The following is a 17,418-nucleotide window of genomic DNA, read 5'->3' as shown; positions in this document are numbered from 1 at the left end:
AGGAGTTGTCGCAATTGAAAATTGGCATGGTCTGTTATCCTTCCTATGGCGGCAGCGGCGTTGTCGCGACAGAACTTGGCATTCATTTGGCCAACCTTGGCCATGAGGTCCACTTCATCACCTATGACAAGCCCTTCAGGCTGACTGAGTTCCACGAAAATATCTTCTTTCATGAAGTGGACGTCTCCAACTATCCTGTGTTCAAATATCCGCCCTATATCCTGGCCCTCGCCAATAAAATCTATGAAGTCGCCAGAAGGGAAGGCCTTCAGATTCTCCATGCCCACTACGCCGTGCCCCATACCATGGCGGTTCACATGGCGGCTCAGATGCTGGGAGATCAAGTCAGAACCGTGACCACACTTCACGGCACGGACGTGACCATTATGGCAGAAGACCAAAGTCTGAGGGACGTCACTGAGTTCAGTATTAATCAGATGGACGCGCTGACGGCGGTCTCCGAAGATCTGAAACAGGTCGCCCTCAAATCCCTGACAATCATCCCGCCGTTCCATATGATCCACAATTTCGTCAATACTGCCCAGTACCGCAAAATGCCTGCGCTCTGCTCGCGCGCCCGCCTGAAAGTCCCCGAGGGGCAGAAGGTCCTGATTCACATCTCGAATTTCAGAACCGTCAAGCGCATTCAGGATGTCATGGAGATCTTCAGGGGCGTGAACGCCGAGTGTCCCGCTCATTTAATGCTGGTCGGCGATGGCCCGGAGATTCGGACTGCCTACGAGCTGACCGACCGCTTCAACCTGCGTGATCGTGTCCACTTTATGGGAAAACAGGACAATGTCGTCGCTCTGTTGTCCTGCTCCGACCTCTTCCTGCTGCCCTCCGAAAAGGAGAGCTTTGGTCTGGCCGCGCTGGAAGCCATGGCCTGTGAAGTTCCGGTCATTGCAAGCATTACCGGCGGAATCCCTGAGGTCGTCGAGGATGGCGTCAGCGGCGCCCTGTCAGACGTAGGGGATACGGCAAAGATGATCGCCGACGCAGTCGCCATTTTATCCAGTCCTGAGCGCCACCGGGCTATGGCATCAGCCGCCCGTCATAGAGCCACCTCTGCCTTTGAGGAGCAGACCATAGCAGCGCAGTATGTAGCACTGTATGAGTCCCTGCTGTCACAAGTCTAGAGACAATCCAAACGAAAGGCGGGATCACACCTTGAACGTCGTTCTGACCACACTGAACTCCCGCTATACCCATATGAGCCTGAGCCTGCGTTACCTGAGGGCTGCGCTGGAACAGCGCTTTAATCTCCATGCCGCCGCTACGGCTGAAAGTGCTTTTGCCGATGGTTCCCAAACCGCCCCCCCAGCCCAAGTCCTCACCGGCGCTGCCGAACAGGGGGCGTCGCCTCTGACTCTCAGGCTTTTGGAATTCACCATCAACCAGCCCCACGAGCACATTCTCAGAACCTTGTTTGAAACCCAGCCGGAGGTACTCTGTTTTTCTGTTTACATCTGGAATGTTGAAGCAACCTTAAAACTGGCGGCCTCGCTTAAAAGGGTACTTCCGGACACTGTTATTTTGTTTGGCGGGCCCGAATCCGCCTTCGATTCAGAGGTTTACCTCGAAGATCACGATTTTATCGATGTCATTGTCACGGGCGAAGGCGAAGAGATCTTAGGTGCTTATTTGGAGCGCAAATTGACGCAGTCAGTGGCGTACGCCATACCGGGTCTGACAGAGCGGACTGCCGGTGGCATTCTCAACCATGGGAAGGCTCCTCTGATCACAGACCTGGACAGCATTCCTTTCCCTTACAAAGCAGAAGACTTTGGCGCCGGCAGAATGCTCTATTACGAAGCTTCCAGGGGCTGTCCGTATCGCTGTGCCTATTGTCTTTCCTCCAGAGAACCGGGGGTCAGAACTTTTAGCCTAACGCGCGTCAAGGAAGATCTCGCCAGATTTATAAAGGCTGAAGTCATGCAGGTGAAATTTGTTGACCGTACTTTTAATGTGGATTCTGATCGAACCCGTGAAATTTTCAAGTTTCTGATCGAAAATGACAATGGGATCACCGGCTTCCACTTTGAAATAACCGCGGCTTTGCTGAAAGAGCAGGATTTTGAGCTGCTGGCAAAAGCGAGACCTGGTCAGTTTCAATTTGAAATTGGCGTGCAGTCCACCTGTGAGGAGGCCATGACGGCGGTCATGCGGCCACTTCCTTTTGTGAAGACGGCTGAAGTGTGCAGGCGGCTCAAAGCCCTTGGCAATATTCACCTTCATCTGGATCTCATAGCGGGGCTTCCCTTCGAAACTTATGAGCGGTTTTTGAAATCCTTTGATGAAGTCTTTGACTTAAGACCCCACGCCTTACAGCTGGGCTTTCTGAAACTGATTCCCGGATCCCCGCTCTCAGAGCAGGCAGAAAAATTCGGGTATATCAGGGAGTCACATCCGCCTTACGAAGTGCTCGGGAATACTCACATTGACTTTGAGCAATTAACCAGCTTGAAGCGGATTGAAGCGCTGGTCGACCTCTATTACAATTCCGGAGGCTTTTCGGTGACCCTTGAGGCAGCGCTTGAAAAGTGCGGACAGCGACCATCGGCCTTCTTCTTCGGTTTTTCTGAGTTTGTTAAAAAGCAGGGCTTTGACCAGCAGGCTTACCGGAGCGAAGCCCATTACGGGCACCTTGAAGCCTATTTGCAAGCTCAGAGTTGGTACATGCCTGTATTCAAAAACCTCCTGGATTATGACTGCTTAGTCGCGCTGGCGAAGCGACGACGTACAACCCGGACGGTTGATTTGCAGGGGCGGGAACTGGATGAGACGCCTGAGCTCAAAGCCTCGATCCATGAAGCCTTGAGGGCGTCTGACCCTGACATCCCCGTGAAGACATTGCTTAAACGCATCCGCTATCAGATTTTTGATATCGATATGAATGCCTGGCTTGAGGGCCGAAGAGACTTCGACCATGCTGACCATGGCATATGGTTGGGCTGGGTGGACACTGCCCGGCGGTCTGCTGTCAGTGAGCACTATGATTACGCGCAAGCGCGCCTTGAGGTGACTTTATGGAAATCTTGAAAGATTTGGTACTGACAAACCGTTCTGTTTTAAAGAAAGCCGTCAGCGCGTTTAAAAACAACTTGCTGATTTTCCTGCTGGCAATTCCCTATATGGCTTTGACCATGGTCGCAGGAAGCGTAGCGGCCATGATGGGATTTTTGGGCGGCATCCTGATTTTTGTTGTGGAAGCAGCCATTATTTCTGATTATCTCCATATCATTCATCAGGTCATCACGCGGCGCAAATTCGATATGGACGATTTTAAAAATGGATTTACCGTACACTTTAGAAAGGTCTACATGGTCCTCTTTGTGGTATGGGTGGCGAATTACGGTGCGAGTCTGCTCTTGTCTCCTATTTTGAATGCCATGGGACTGGGGTTTGTCCTGATCGCCATTTATTTCTTTGCGTTTGTCATATTAAACCCACTGCCAGAAATGATTTATCAGAAATATTTCAGCGAGGCGGATACTTTTGTAAAAACCGTTGAGTTCACCAGAGAAAATGCCATCAGCTGGCTGGTGCCCAACGCGGTGATCTTCGCACTTCTCTTTGCGGTAAGAGCGCTGGTCGATGGCGCGCTTTCGCCTCTCGGACTGGGCTGGCTCAATTTGTTGGTGCTCAGTGTCGTTTCGGCGGGATTAATCAGTTTTGGAATGATTTACAGAGGGTATCTGTTTGATGTCTTATACAAAACGACGAGGCGCAAGCGCCTGTTTACGGAGACCATGTATCGCAACTGATGATTTACTTTGATAAGGCGGTGGTCCTACTTGAAAAACATCACGCTATACAGCAATACAAAAAAAACATCCCTGGAAGTTAAGGACAAATTGTTCAGGATGCTGACGGCAGCAGGCTATAAAGTCGTATCCGAAAACGCTGACCTCATTATTGTCATAGGCGGCGACGGCACCATGCTGAGCGCGATCAGGCGGTACAGGGCTATGAAAATTCCTTTCCTTGGCGTCAATACAGGCACTCTGGGATTCCTGCCCAGCGTCCCTCCAAATCAACTGGACATTATTTTGGAACTGCTGGAAAACAAGGACTATTCCATCCAGAGTTATCCGCTGCTCGAGGTGCGCTGCAAAACCGTGAATGGGGATGAAATTGACAGTTATGCCTTTAATGAAATCCTGATCAAGCATCTGGAGCCAAGACTGCTTGAGGTTAAAATCTATATTGACGGCAAGCCGTTCAATTACTTTACGGGAGATGGCTTTATCATCTCAACGCCTATTGGCTCCACGGGTTACGCGATCTGGGCCGGCGGTGTGGCGACCCATTCAGAGCTGCCTGTGTATCAGATTACACCGATTCATGCGAACGACAACAGCATTAACCGTCCTCTTAAGACCTCCATGGTGGTACCCATCGAAACCGTCATTGATTTCTCAATTGTGAAGGCGCAAATGCGTGCGGTGATTGTCGCTTGTGACGGCAGAAAGGTCACGGATGATTTCATCTCGCAAATCTCTGTGCGCGCGGCACATAAAGAGGTGAAAATTCTTCGTTATGGGGATTTTGATTATTTTGAGCTTTTCAGAAATAAAATCATAGACAAGCGCGTCAGCAGAGTACTGAGCGATTAGTCTTTACTGGAGGTAGATTATAAATGCTGGAACGCAGCCGCATGCTTTTGAAGCGCAGAGCGGACGAAGTGATGTTCATTGAGCTTAAGGAAGGAAAGACATTGACACTGGGAGGCATTACGCTTGATGAACGCGTGCCCCTGCCTATCAGAGTCGATCGTTTGGTCGACAAAGTCAAAGGGGTCAGCGACACGGACTTTACGGCGGATAATCTTGCGGAGGGCATGTGCTGGACGCTTGGTTTTGATCCCGATTTTCCTCATGCGAGTGCGTATAAGGCGTTTCTTGCTGAATTAATGCCGGGTCTGCTGGCGCTGCTTGAAGCGAAAGTGGCGCGGCTTGAAGAAGAGGAGAAGTGGCTGGATGCGGTTATTTATCTGCATGCCGCAGCTCAGATTGCTGAGGATCAGCCTCAGGTCATCTATAATCTGGCGAGGTGCGCCCTGCGCCAATCCGAACGGTTTGCCGAGAATTCACCAGAGGAAAAGAAACTGGAAGAGGATGTCTTCGAGCTGTTGTCAGAATCCCTCGAGAAGTTTCCGGACTTTGCCCCCCTTTACTATCTCATGGGCTTTCAGCTTGTGAACAGGAAGTCCTATAAAGCTGCGGAGTCCTCATGGCGTCGTGCCATGCACCTGGGCGTCGACGAGGATCTGCGTGACGAGATGGTGCGTCAGCTGGACGATCTGTGGAGTCGAATCCAGTATGAAGAAGGTTATATGCTGGTTTTGGATGGCTTTGCCGATGAAGGGCTGGTCAAACTCCTGCCCCTTGAGGAATTTCACGATGATTGGTGGAATCTGCTCTTCTTCATAGGTCTGGCTTACCGTCAAAAGGAGCAGTATAATGAAGCGCTGGACTACTTCAGACGCGCGCTGCGTTTAAACACCGGCAGCCCAGAAATCCACAATGAGATTGGACTATGCTTGATGTCCCTGAGCATGTTTCATGACGCTGAGATTGTTTACAGCGAAGCGCTTAAGATGCACCCGGATTCGCCGGATTTACTCTGCAATAAGGGCATAGTCATGCTGCATCTTGGCGATTTGAAACAGGCGAGACAACTTATAGAGCGGGCTTACGAGATCAATCCGGAAGATGAAGTCACCGCTGCTTGGCTAAGGCAGTTGGGCACGGATTCAAGCCGGCTTTCATAGCAGATGAATTTATTAAAAGCGAAATTTTATAAAAAACAACAAAATTGCCGGTGGGGAACCGGCTTTTTTTGCACATTTTGTGAGAAGGCTTTGTGAAAAATGGATGATCCCTACTTGAACTTTTTCTCAATATTGATTAAAATGGACTTGGAATTACAAAAAATATTGAATGCTTCAACAAAAATAACTTTCCGTATCAGGCAAGTCAAATGTTAAGATGCTAAAGTGGGTGTTTATAAAAGGAGGTTGTAACAGTTTGATCAAAAACTTTGATCAGCTTTTAGAGGCAGCTGCGGCTCAAAAAACTATGCGGCTTGCAGTCGCAGCCGCGCAGGATCCTGAAGTATTGGGCGCTGTGGCCAAAGCGGCAGATATGGGACTCATTGTTCCAATTCTGGTAGGGGATCGTCAGAAAATTGTTGAGCTTTGTGCCTCAGAGCAAATTGAATGTGGCGCGTTTGAAATTATTGATGAAAAGGAGCTTGAGGCCTCCGCTCAAATCAGCGTCCAACTGGTTCGTGACGGCAAGGCGGATTTTCTCATGAAAGGTCTCATTGACACCTCAATTTTACTGAAAGCTGTGCTGAACCGTGACTATGGGCTAAGAACAGACAATCAACTCAGTCACGTCATGCTTTATGATCTGCCAACCTATCACAAACTTCTTTTTCTTACAGATGGCGGTATGAACATTGAGCCCACATTGGCTGAAAAAGCCACCATCATACGCAATGCGCTCTGTGCCGCCTACGCGCTGGGCATGGACACCGTCAAGGTGGCGTGTCTCGCCGCCAAGGAAAAAGTAAGTGATAAGATGCCGGCAACCGTGGACGCTCGCGCTCTGGAGAACATGTGCCGGGAAGGGGCATTCGGGGACAAGGCTATTGTCGAGGGACCGCTTGCCTTTGACCTTGCGGTTTCAAGGGAAGCGGCAGACATCAAAGGATTTAAAAGTGACATTGCCGGGGATGTGGATGTATTGCTGGTGCCAAACATCGAAGTGGGCAACGGCATTGGTAAAGCACTGACTTACCTGGCTAATGCGGAGTCGGCAGGAATCATCATGGGCGCCAAAGTGCCGGTGGTCCTGGTATCCCGTGCGGATACGGCTGAGGTCAAGCTTTATTCCATTGCGCTTGGCAGTGTTATTGCAGCGGGTCAGTCAGAAATACAAGCTTGAGAAATAAAGACAGTGGACATGCATAGTCAAATACATAAGAGACAGGAGTGACCATGATTTGAAGACCTTTATGACAGGAAATGAGGCAGTGGCGCGCGGTGCTTTTGAAGCGGGCGTAGTTTACGCCTCGGCGTATCCGGGAACACCGAGTACTGAAATTCTGGAAAACACCGCGCAGTATCCAGAGATTATTTCTGAGTGGGCACCTAACGAAAAAGTGGCGCTGGAAGCGGTACTCGGCGCTTCCATTGCGGGCGGCAGAGCTCTCGCCGCTATGAAGCACGTCGGCGTCAACGTCGCTGCGGATCCGCTGATGACCATTTCCTACACCGGTGTGACGGGGGGTCTCGTTCTAATATCTGCGGATGATCCGGGATGCCACAGCTCACAGAATGAGCAGGACAACCGTATTCTTGCGAAGTTCGCGAAGATCGCCTGCATTGAGCCAAGCGATTCACAGGAGTGTCTGGATTACATGAAAGCGGCTTATGAGATCAGCGAACAATTTGACGTCGCGGTCATGATGCGCATGACAACACGGGTCTGCCACTCCAAGAGCTTGGTGGAAGTCGGAGAGCGCGTCGAGAAAGACCTGATTCCCTATGTTAAACGTCCTGAGAAATACATCGCAGCGCCAGCACATGCGAAAAAGCTCCACCCGGTTGTAGAAGCAAAACTGGTCGAGATGGAGAAATTCAGCAATGAAACGCCGCTGAACCGCATTGAGTGGGCAGACAAGAAGGTGGGCATTGTCACTTCGGGAGTTGCTTATCAATACGCCAAAGAAGTCTTTGGCGATAACGCGTCATATCTGAAGCTGGGCTTTACAAATCCGCTGCCTATGGATAAGATCCGCGACTTTGCGTCGCAAGTCGAGACGCTTTATGTCGTTGAAGAGCTGGAGCCATTCATGGAGGAGCAGATCAAAGCTGCCGGCATTGAATGTATCGGAAAAGCATTGATTCCAAATGTCGGCGAACTGAATCCGGACATCATTGCAAAATCACTTCTTGGTGAAGTACGTCCGCTGCTGGACATTCCTCAGGATAAGCTTGTGGGAAGACCGCCTACACTGTGCGCCGGTTGTCCTCACCGCGGTTTCTTCTACGCGCTTAAAAAGAAGAAAAACGTCATGGTCACCGGTGATATTGGCTGTTACACTTTAGGTGCCTCAGAGCCGCTTAATACAACGGATACGGTTATTGACATGGGCGCGTCGATCTCTATGGGCCATGGCGCTCAGCGTGTACTTGACAAAGCCGGAAAAGGGATGAAAGTGGTTTCTGTCATTGGGGACTCCACGTTTTTCCACTCAGGCATTACCTCATTGATCGATGTCGTCTATAACCGCGGCAATACGGTCAATGTCATTCTGGACAACCGCATTACGGGCATGACGGGCCACCAGGAAAATCCGGGAACAGGCTATACGCTGACCGGTCAAAAAGTTAAGGAAATCGAAATTGATAAAGTCGTTCGCGCTCTCGGCGTTGAGCTGGTGATCAATGTTAATCCGCTGGATCTGGACGCGGTCACAAAAGCACTGGACGCTGCCTTGGCATACGAGGGACCGTCTGTCATCATAACGAGATGGCCATGCGTCCTCAAAAAGTTCTCGCCGGAAGACATCAAAGAATTTGGTGAGAAGAAGCCGGTCTGCTATGTCGTTGAAGAGGAATGCCGCGGTTGCCGTCTGTGCAATAAAACTGGCTGCCCTGCCATAGTCTTCGACAAGACCAAGAAGAAGTCTTATATTGACCCAAATGCCTGTGTAGGCTGTGAAGTCTGTCTGCAGGTCTGTCCATTCAAAGCAATCAAGAAGGCGGGTGAATAATCATGGCTGAGATCAAAAACATTTTATTTGCAGGCGTTGGCGGTCAGGGGATTATTCTGGCGAGCAAGATCCTGGCTGCGGGCTTAATCAATGCCGGCTATGACGTAAAAATGTCTGAAGTCCATGGCATGGCTCAGCGTGGAGGCAGCGTGACCACGCAGGTGCGTTATGGCGAGAAGGTGTATTCACCAATCATCGGCAAAGGACAGGCGGATTTGCTGGTATCCTTTGAAAGCATGGAGGCGATGCGCTGGTTGGATTATATAAATCCAAAGGGAAAAGTTGTCGTCAATGATCACGAATTATGGTCTGCGCCTATTCTGATGGGCTCGGCAGATTATCCAGAGGGCATTTTGGAGGCGATCCGGGAGCGCGCTGAGACGGTCGTCATCAAGGCGGGCGAAATCGCGGCAGAGCTTGGCAATCCTAGAACCATGAACGTGGTTCTGGTGGGGACGCTCATTAAAGCCATGGGTCTTGAAGGTCTTGATTGGGAGACGGTCATTCGCGATACTGTGAAGCCACAGTTTGTCGAGATCAACCTGAAAGCCCTGAAGGCGGGCATGGATCAGGTCAAAGGCTAGCATTAAATGAAAGGACGCACAGAAGGGGTGGGGATTACCTTCTGTACGTCCTTTTATATTGCAAGAAGCTCGGTGTCAGACACCAAGTTTGGGTCACCACTCGGTGGAAGAAGGTGTCTGACACCTTCTTCCTGTCTCGAAACTGGGTGTCTGACACCGAGTTTGCATACGGGTGTATATATACAGCAAATATGCAGTTTGATATACATGTATACAATCTCTGAATTCTTCCTGTTTTTCTAGAGTGATTTGTTCAAAAGGGCAAACTTTTCGAAGTGTTTAATCGGCTATACAAAGGAATCGGTCGTATGACTTGTGTTGCGAATAGGCAGCTCTGAGGAATTTTATATTTTGTTCAAAAAAATTATATAAATTTCGTGAAAAGTGGTTGATTATACCCAAAAAAATGTTATAATTCAATCAATATATATGCAGAAGGGAGCATAATAATGAATAAAGATAAAGTTGTACTCGCGTATTCCGGAGGTTTGGATACTTCCGTTATCCTCACTTGGCTCAAAGAGACTTATGATATGGAGGTTATCGCAGTTTGCGTTGACGTCGGTCAGAAAGACGATTTTGAAGCTGTCAAGAAAAAGGCTATGGAAACGGGCGCTATCAAAGCTTATGTTGTCGACGTCAAGGAAGAGTTTGTTCAGGACTATCTGTTCCAGGGCATTAAATCAGGCGCGATCTATGAAGAAGATTATCTCATGGGTACCGCTTACGCACGACCGCTGATCGCTAAAAAACTCGTTGAAGTCGCTGAGCTCGAAGGCGCGGTGGCCATCGCTCACGGCGCGACTGGCAAGGGCAACGACCAGGTGCGTTTTGAAGCAGGTATCAAGGCACTCAATCCTAGACTTAAAATCATTGCGCCATGGCGTTTCTGGAACCTCAAGTCCCGTGAAGACTGCATCGACTACGCCATCGAGCACGGCATTCCAATTCCGGTTACCAAAAAAGACATCTATTCCAGAGACGAAAACGTCTGGCACCTCAGCCACGAGGGCGGCAACCTGGAGAATCCTTGGAACGAACACGACCCATCCATCTACAAGCTTACTGTTCAGCCTGAGAAGGCGCCGGACGTTCCGACTTATGTCACAGTCGGCTTCGAAGAAGGTGTTCCGGTTTCCCTCAATGGCGTTAAAAAAGGCGCGCTGGATCTCGTCTTGGAGCTGAATGAAATCGCTGGCGCTAATGGCGTCGGCATCATCGACATCGTTGAAAACCGACTTGTCGGCATGAAATCCCGCGGCGTTTATGAAACCCCTGCCGGCACAGTCCTTTACCAGGCGCACAAAGCCATGGAGAAGCTGGTCCTCGACCGCGCGACCATGAGCTTCAAACGCACAGTCGCAGCAAGATACTCCGAGCTCGTCTATGACGGACTCCTCTATTCACCACTGAAGCTGGCTCTTGACGCCTTCATCAACGAAACTCAGAAAGTTGTCACCGGCGAAGTGAAGCTCAAGCTCTTCAAGGGCAACTGCATGGTCGTCGCTTCCAAGTCTGACTTTACCCTCTATGATGAGCGCTATGTCACCTTTGGCGCTGATGACGTTTACAACCAGCAGGATGCAGAGGGCTTCATAAACCTCTTCACGCTGTCTCTGAAAATTGGGGCAATCAAGCGCCTCGAGGCTGAAGAAGCAGGCAAGTTGGAACACGAAGACAAAGGAGAAATCAAGTTCGTATGAAGCTATGGTCAGGTCGATTCGAGTCCGGAACCAGCCAATTGATGGACCTCTTCAACAATTCCATTCAGTTTGACCATAGAATGTACAAGGAAGATCTCGCAGGCAGCCTGGCTCATGCCAAGATGCTCGCGAAAATGGGCATTCTGACCGAGGATGAGCTTAAAAAGCTCGTCCTCGCTCTGAAGGAAATTGAAGCGGAAATAGAGCTCGGTTCTTTCCAGTTCAAAATTGAAGACGAAGATCTTCACATGGCGGTTGAAAAGCAGCTGACGGAAAAACTCGGCGATCTCGGCAAAAAAATACACACTGCAAGATCCAGGAACGATCAAGTCGCCCTGGATTTTCGGTTATATGTTCGCCGGGAATGCCGCACTATTGAAAGTCTCATCAGAGAATTGATGAGTGTTCTGCTGGAACACGCTGCCGCCAATACACACGTGATTATGCCTGGTTACACCCATTTGCAGAAAGCGCAGCCCGTGCGGCTGGCGTATCACCTCATGGCCTATTTTGAGATGCTGAAGCGGGATGTCTCCCGTTTCGAGGATGCCTTTGACCGGATGGATCTTTCGCCAATCGGCAGCGGCGCCCTCGCAGGCACCAGCTACGAGAGCGACCGTTTTATGACGGCAGCGGACCTGGGCTTCTCGGGACCATCGGAAAACGCTATGGACAGTGTGGCAGACCGGGATTTCGCCGTAGAATTCCTGAGCGCCTGTTCCATCACCATGATGCACCTCAGCCGACTTGCGGAAGAGTTTGTCATCTGGAGCTCCGGCGAATTTGGTTTCATTGAAATTGGTGACGCCTACGCCACAGGCAGCAGTATCATGCCCCAAAAGAAGAATCCAGACGCCGCCGAGCTGATCCGCGGCAAGACCGGCAGAGTCTACGGGGATCTCATGTCCCTCCTCACAGTCATGAAAGGCTTGCCGATGGCTTATAATAAGGACATGCAGGAGGACAAGGAACCTGTTTTCGACGCGGGGGACACGGTTAAACTGTGCCTGAAGGTCTTTGCTGACATGCTCCGCCACACTGCTTTTAAACCAGAGCCTATGCTCAACCAATGCAAGGCAGGCTTCCTGAACGCGACTGACCTTGCGGATTATCTGGTCAAGAAAGGCATGCCGTTCAGAGATGCCCACGAGGTTTCGGGCAAACTGGTAGCTTATGCAATAAAAGAGAAAAAAATTCTCGAAGCGCTCTCCCTGGAAGAGATGCAAGCAGTGTCTGATCTCATAGGTACGGATATTTATGACGCCATAGATATTGAGCGGTGTGTGGAGAACAAGAAGTCCTATGGCTCCACCTCCCTCGCCAGCGTGCAGCATATGTTGAAGCTGGCTGCAGAGTACCTCGAAGCCTAAAGGGTTTTGTAATACTTAAAATCGAGTAATTTTGGGATTCCTATAGACAAACACATCTATTTGGGTTACAATATCGAAGATTTGAGCATTACTAAACAAGTAATAAGGAACCGGCTTGCCATGGCGGTTGCGTGTGACGCAGCGTCACCATCGGCAAGCTCGGTTCTAAAAACTCCATGAAGCCATGGACTACGAAATTGCAGCGCAGATCTGGCCTGACTGAGAGCGGGCCAAGTGGAACGGAGATTCTGTCCCGCCGGGAGCGGGTCCATACAAAATCGATCGATACCATACATCTGCCTCGTCGGAAATGTGTCTGACAATTAATGGAAATATACATTGAGGAGAGGTGGCATCATGAAGGGATTTCTGGTCTTAAAGGACGGAAGTCAGTATGAAGGTGAGCTCTTTGGGGCTCTTTTTTCGCGTGTAGGAGAAGTAGTTTTCAATACCAGCATGACCGGTTATCAGGAAGTACTGACCGATCCTTCCTATTTTGGACAGGTCGTCGTCATGACCTACCCGCTGATTGGCAACTACGGTGTGCATCCGGATGATGAGCAGTCTGAGAAGCCTATGGTCAGGGGACTTGTCGTTCGGGAAAAAGTGGACGACTACTCCCACTGGAGAGGCAACGAAAGCCTGGACGCGTATATGACACGTCATGGCATTATTGGAATTTCGGGCATTGACACCAGAGCGCTGACGAGGAAGCTTCGCAGCCAGGGGACCGTGCCGGGGATGATCGTCGCAGACCTGGACAACCTTGATGAAACCAAACAAGAGTTGAATCGCTATGATGTCAAAGGCTATGTAGATGAAGTCTCCACCAAAAAACCGTACGTGATTACGCCTAAAGAGCCTTGCGGATTAAAAGCGTCAGTTATGGATTTTGGAGTGAAGCGCGGGATCCTGAAGTCGCTGGTGGCGCGCGGGGTAGAGCTTCATGTTTTCCCGGCGAGAACCACAGCAGAAGAAGTGCTGGCATGCAATCCGGATGGCGTGCTGCTGTCCAATGGGCCTGGGGATCCATCTGAACTCAGTGAAATCGTGGCAGTCGTTAAAGACATCATCGGCAAAAAACCGGTCTTTGGCATTTGTCTTGGACACCAAATCCTGACCCACGCCTTTGGCGGCACGACAGAAAAGCTTGTCTACGGCCATAGGGGCGGCAATCACCCGGTTAAGGACCTGATTCACAACCATATTGTGATTACCGCTCAAAACCACGGCTACGTCACGGTTCCGGAGTCACTGGATATGACTCAGATTGAAATTACACACATAAATGTCAATGACGGCAGCGTCGAGGGCATGAGGCACCGACATCTTCCCATCTTCAGCGTGCAGTATCACCCGGAGGCGTCACCTGGACCGCGGGATTCTGACCTTCTGTTCGACCAGTTTGTGACCATGATGAAGGAGGCCAAATGATGAAAAAGCATAATTTTAAGAAGGTCCTCGTCATTGGTTCCGGACCAATCATTATTGGACAAGGCGCTGAATTCGACTACTCGGGCACCCAGGCCTGCAAAGTGCTGAAGGAAGAGGGCGTCGAGGTCGTGCTCGTCAACTCGAATCCGGCGACCATCATGACGGACCCTACCGTGGCGGACCATGTCTACATGGAGCCTATGACCCCGGAGTTCCTGGAGAAAGTCATTGAGAAAGAACGCCCGGAGGCCATGATTGCCGGCATGGGCGGCCAGACGGCCCTCAACCTCTCCATGGAGCTGTGGAAGCGCGGCGTCCTTGAGAAGTATAAAGTTCAGGTTATTGGTACCTCCCTTGAGTCCATTGAGACCTCGGAGGACCGGGAAGATTTCAGAGCGGCCATGGAAGCGATTGGCCAGCCTTGCATAGAGAGCTATATTGCGGAGGATGTAGAATCTGCGGTGACCCAGGCTTATCAAATCGGGCTGCCGGTCATTATCCGGCCGGCGTTTACACTGGGCGGCACAGGCGGCGGGATTGCGAATACTGAGGCTGAGGTGCGGGAAATCGCCCGTCGCGGCATTGATTTCAGCATTGCCGGACAGGTTTTGGTGGAAAAGTCCATCAAAGGATGGAAAGAAATCGAGTACGAGATGATCCGTGACAACAGCGGCAACGTCATTGCGGTCTGCAACATGGAGAACTTTGATCCGGTGGGCGTTCATACGGGGGACAGCATTGTCATAGCGCCGTCCCAGACGCTGAATGACCTTGAGTATCAAATGCTGCGCAGGGCGTCCATAGATATTGTCAATGCACTGGAGATTCGCGGCGGCTGCAACGTTCAGCTGGCGCTGGATCCGGAGAGCGACCGGTACTATGTCATTGAGGTCAATCCGCGGGTCAGCCGCTCCTCTGCGCTGGCGTCCAAGGCGACGGGTTATCCTATAGCAAAGGTGGCGACACGCATTGCTCTGGGCTATGACCTGGATGAAATCGTCAATGACATAACGGGCAAGACAAAAGCGTGCTTTGAGCCGACTCTGGACTATGTAGTCGTCAAGATCCCAAAGTGGCCTTTTGACAAGTTCAAAGAGGCTGACAAAATTCTTGGGACCATGATGATGGCTACCGGAGAGGTCATGGCAATAGCCGGCAGCTTCGAAGCGGCGCTGCTAAAGGCAGTGCGCTCCCTTGAGATCAACCTGTATAACCTCAAATTTCCCATTGCGGACACTATGAGCACGGAAGCGCTGGTCGACCGTGTCATCAACGGGGACGATATGAGGCTGTTCTTCATCACGGAGCTCATGCGCCGGGGTACGACTGTGGACGCGTTGAAAGGCATGACCGGCATTGATCCGTTCTTCCTCAGCAAAGTCCAGCGTATAGTCAACCTGGAGGAGCGCATTCGAGACCAGAAGATCAACGTGCTCGATTCTGAGCTCCTGATGGATCTGAAGCGCTACGGTTTTGCGGACAAAGGCATCAGCCGCCTCATGAAGGACACTTCCGCGGATAAAATCTATGATCTTAGAAAAGTTTACAACATCATGCCTTCCTATAAAATGGTCGATACCTGCGCCAGCGAGTTCGAGGCAACGTCCCCTTACTATTATTCCATGTATGGCGGCGAGGACGAGGTTGAGGTCAGCGACCGAAAGAAAGTCATTGTCATAGGTTCCGGCCCGATCCGGATTGGTCAGGGTGTGGAATTCGACTACTGCTCGGTCCATGGCGTTCTGGCACTGAAGAATCTGGGCTATGAGGCGATCATTGTCAACAACAACCCGGAGACCGTCAGCACGGATTTTGACCTCTCAGACAAGCTGTACTTTGAGCCAATCACTGAAGAGGATATCCTGAGCATCGTCGACAAGGAGAAGCCGGTGGGCGTCATTCTGCAGTACGGCGGCCAGACTGCCATAAAACTGGCCCGGTTTATCTCAGAGGCGGGGATTCCAATCCTGGGCACCTCCTTTGAAGCCGTTCACAACGCTGAGGACCGCGAGTGCTTCAACCAGATTCTGATCGAAGAAGGCATTCCGAGCCCTCTTGGCTATGGCGTTTCCAGTGTCGCCGATGGGTTGCTGCAGGCAAAAGGCCTTGGCTTCCCGCTTCTGGTTCGACCGAGCTATGTCATTGGCGGACTTGGCATGGAAATCGTCTATGATGACGAAGCGCTGGAGCGCTATCTGTTTGGCGCTTTCGAACGCGAGCCCAAGAGCACCGTGCTGATCGACCAGTATATCAACGGACTCGAGGTTGAGGTCGACGCAATATCTGACGGCGAAAACGTCATCATTCCGGGCATTATGGAGCATTTGGAGCGGGCCGGCGTACACAGCGGCGACAGTATCTCCATCTATCCGGCCCCGAGCATCAGCAGCAAGATGAAGGGTCAAATCATAGTGACGACACGCAAAATTGCACAGGCCCTTAAAATTGTCGGCTTGCTGAATATCCAGTTTATTGTCGAAAAGGACAAGCTCTATGTGATCGAGGTCAATCCACGAGCGTCCCGTACAGTACCATTCCTGAGCAAAGTTACCGGTGTGCCTATGATAGAGCTCTCCACCCGCTGCATGCTGGGTGAGACCGTCAACAGCATGGAGTACCCTACAGGACTTTACCCGGAGCGCGAGATTTATGCAGTAAAGCATCCTGTCTTCTCCATGGAGAAAATTCCTGCTGCGGATTCTGCGCTCGGCCCTGAGATGAAATCTACGGGCGAGGTCCTCTGTATGGATGCCAAGCTGGAGCACGCGCTTTACAAAGGCTTTATCGCTGCCAGCGGTACGCTCAGGGGACTCAGTGCCAAGGGGGCGAAGCGAAATGCGCAGATGGGTGTTCCTGAAACGGCGGGTGGCTCGCTGGTAGTTGAGAGAGTGTTTCTGTCGATCGCGGATGCCTTCAAGGTAGTATCTCTTCCTTTGGCTGGAAAACTCGTCGACCTTGGCTATGAAATCGTAGCCACCTCAGGTACTGCCAAAGCCATTCGGGAAGCATTTCCTCAGGCAAAAGTCATTGACGCCGGCATAGAAGAGGAAGCTTTAACCTGGCTGACACGGGATAAGATTTCTTTCAGCGTCATTCTTCCAACAGTCGGCAAAGTTAAACATAAGCGAGGCTTCCGCATGCGTCGACGCGCGGTAGAAAATAAAGTCATGTGCCTGACCGCCTTTGATACTTTCTTCGCAGTGGTGTCCCTCCTCGAGAAGGGAATTGACGATCAGAGCGTGGACGTTTTTATGGCGTATTCATAAGAAAGAAGACAAACACACGCAGGGAAGGCGGGGCCTCCCTGCGTGTGTTTGTCTTTTGTGGAAGAAACCAGGTGTCAGCGGCTAACGCCTATCAACCCCGAGTTTCATTCTGGGGTAGAACAAGTTGTCTGCAGACGGTGGCCTATTGCCCCCCTCCGCTTCCGCCTGAAAGCAAACCCAATAAAAACGCAAATTTCGAAATAAGTAGCCCATCTTCATATTCTCTTTAAAATTGAGAGGTATAGTTAGACCATAGAAACAAGACGACTAA

Annotated in this window: 12 protein-coding genes; all 12 read left to right on the top strand. The window is 50.8% G+C overall.

Going from position 1 to position 17,418, the window contains the following annotated elements:
* Positions 1-14: 14 nt before the first annotated feature.
* The 12 genes from bshA to carB all read left to right on the top strand — a co-directional run bounded on the left by bshA (position 15) and on the right by carB (position 17,147).
* The gene (gene bshA / locus AC4PHM_RS06675; RefSeq protein WP_492020114.1) at positions 15-1,139 is read left to right on the top strand and encodes an N-acetyl-alpha-D-glucosaminyl L-malate synthase BshA; all 1,125 of its coding nucleotides are present in this window, start codon (positions 15-17) and stop codon (positions 1,137-1,139) included.
* Positions 1,140-1,170: 31 nt separating this feature from the next.
* Positions 1,171-3,042 carry a B12-binding domain-containing radical SAM protein gene (locus AC4PHM_RS06670; protein WP_492020113.1) on the top strand — a complete coding sequence of 624 codons (1,872 nt, stop codon included), beginning with the start codon at positions 1,171-1,173 and terminating at the stop codon, positions 3,040-3,042.
* A complete protein-coding gene (locus AC4PHM_RS06665; protein ID WP_492020112.1) occupies positions 3,030-3,767 on the top strand; it encodes a hypothetical protein in 738 nt (245 codons plus the stop codon). The genes AC4PHM_RS06670 and AC4PHM_RS06665 overlap by 13 nt, the downstream gene beginning before the upstream one ends.
* Positions 3,768-3,797: 30 nt before the next feature.
* A complete protein-coding gene (locus tag AC4PHM_RS06660) occupies positions 3,798-4,619 on the top strand; it encodes an NAD(+)/NADH kinase (protein WP_492020110.1) in 822 nt (273 codons plus the stop codon).
* 23 nt (positions 4,620-4,642) lie between these two features.
* A complete protein-coding gene (locus AC4PHM_RS06655) occupies positions 4,643-5,776 on the top strand; it encodes a tetratricopeptide repeat protein (protein WP_492020109.1) in 1,134 nt (377 codons plus the stop codon).
* A gap of 256 nt (positions 5,777-6,032) precedes the next feature.
* Positions 6,033-6,956 carry a bifunctional enoyl-CoA hydratase/phosphate acetyltransferase gene (locus AC4PHM_RS06650; protein ID WP_492020107.1) on the top strand — a complete coding sequence of 308 codons (924 nt, stop codon included), beginning with the start codon at positions 6,033-6,035 and terminating at the stop codon, positions 6,954-6,956.
* A 58-nt stretch (positions 6,957-7,014) separates the two neighbouring features.
* Positions 7,015-8,790 (top strand): indolepyruvate ferredoxin oxidoreductase subunit alpha, encoded by a 1,776-nt coding sequence (gene iorA, locus AC4PHM_RS06645; protein WP_492020105.1) that lies wholly within the window; start codon positions 7,015-7,017, stop codon positions 8,788-8,790.
* Positions 8,791-8,792: 2 nt separating this feature from the next.
* Complete coding sequence (locus AC4PHM_RS06640) at positions 8,793-9,374, top strand: indolepyruvate oxidoreductase subunit beta (protein ID WP_492020104.1); 582 nt, start codon at positions 8,793-8,795, stop codon at positions 9,372-9,374.
* A 449-nt stretch (positions 9,375-9,823) separates the two neighbouring features.
* Positions 9,824-11,077 (top strand): argininosuccinate synthase, encoded by a 1,254-nt coding sequence (locus AC4PHM_RS06635; protein ID WP_492020103.1) that lies wholly within the window; start codon positions 9,824-9,826, stop codon positions 11,075-11,077.
* A complete protein-coding gene (argH, locus tag AC4PHM_RS06630; RefSeq protein WP_492020102.1) occupies positions 11,074-12,447 on the top strand; it encodes an argininosuccinate lyase in 1,374 nt (457 codons plus the stop codon). The genes AC4PHM_RS06635 and argH overlap by 4 nt, the downstream gene beginning before the upstream one ends.
* A 357-nt stretch (positions 12,448-12,804) precedes the next feature.
* Complete coding sequence (gene carA / locus AC4PHM_RS06625) at positions 12,805-13,881, top strand: glutamine-hydrolyzing carbamoyl-phosphate synthase small subunit (protein WP_492020101.1); 1,077 nt, start codon at positions 12,805-12,807, stop codon at positions 13,879-13,881.
* Entirely contained in the window at positions 13,878-17,147 is a 3,270-nt protein-coding gene (carB, locus tag AC4PHM_RS06620; protein WP_492020100.1) for a carbamoyl-phosphate synthase large subunit, read from the top strand. Before carA ends, carB begins: the two co-directional genes overlap by 4 nt.
* The last annotated feature ends 271 nt before the right edge of the window (positions 17,148-17,418 follow it).

Source organism: Acidaminobacter sp. QWL-03 (assembly GCF_058683855.1).
The sequence above is the reverse complement of the archived record's forward strand: the minus strand, read 5'-3'. Positions and strand labels throughout refer to the sequence as shown.